Origin of the sequence: Snodgrassella sp. B3837, from assembly GCF_026535955.1 — a bacterium.
GTDB classification, from domain to species: domain Bacteria; phylum Pseudomonadota; class Gammaproteobacteria; order Burkholderiales; family Neisseriaceae; genus Snodgrassella; species Snodgrassella alvi_E.
This window is the reverse complement of the sequence record NZ_JAFNPI010000009.1, coordinates 1-675: the sequence shown is the minus strand read 5'-3', so window position 1 is coordinate 675 and position 675 is coordinate 1. Positions and strand designations below refer to the sequence as shown.

General features: G+C 41.2%; 1 protein-coding gene. It reads right to left on the bottom strand.

What is annotated here, in order from left to right; genetic code table 11:
- Nucleotides 1-137: 137 nt before the first annotated feature.
- Nucleotides 138-675, bottom strand: a 538-nt coding sequence (locus J3U67_RS03460) for an RHS repeat-associated core domain-containing protein (RefSeq protein ID WP_267403817.1), incomplete at its 5' end; no start/stop codon positions are given.

Genomic DNA, 675 nt, shown 5'->3' with positions numbered 1-675 from the left:
CCCATCCCATTCATCTTTATCATTAAATATATTAAAAAACTCCATCCAATGGTTTTTTCTGGATTGCGCTAATGAATACAACCCATCTTTTATATAGACACCGAATACTGTATTTTCTTGACTACGTTGTTTTTTAGTTAACATTTCTTTCCACCTGCTTTGGATTTGGTTTTATTTAAATGTTCATCCGCCGCAGCTAAGTATTCTTGCCGCCGTGGATTATTGATACCTATGGGGTTTTGTTTATTGGAAGTTCCTTCTAAACCACCCATCTGTTCAAAAGTCCTTTGTTCCAATCCTCGGGCGGTTGCTTTTCCTGCCGCACCTTCTCCACGATAAATCGGTTCTGGTTTTACATCAAATATACTATAGTTATTGTGATAACGATAATCTAATACTTCTTGCGCTGAATGCCCCATACCTGGTTTGCTCGCATAACCAATATAGGGTTTGCCATTTTTGACGCCTTGATAGGTGATATGCGTATATCCCTCACCTGTTTTCCAGCCCCACGGATCAATCCACATCAGTGAGTTAGGCGCATACTGATACAGATTAAACCCACCCAGCAACCCAATCGGGTCCGGCTGCGTGAATCTGCCTATATCCGGGTCATAGTACCTGAAAGTATTGTAATGTAAGCCCGTTTCTCTGTCTAAATACTGCCCCTGATAC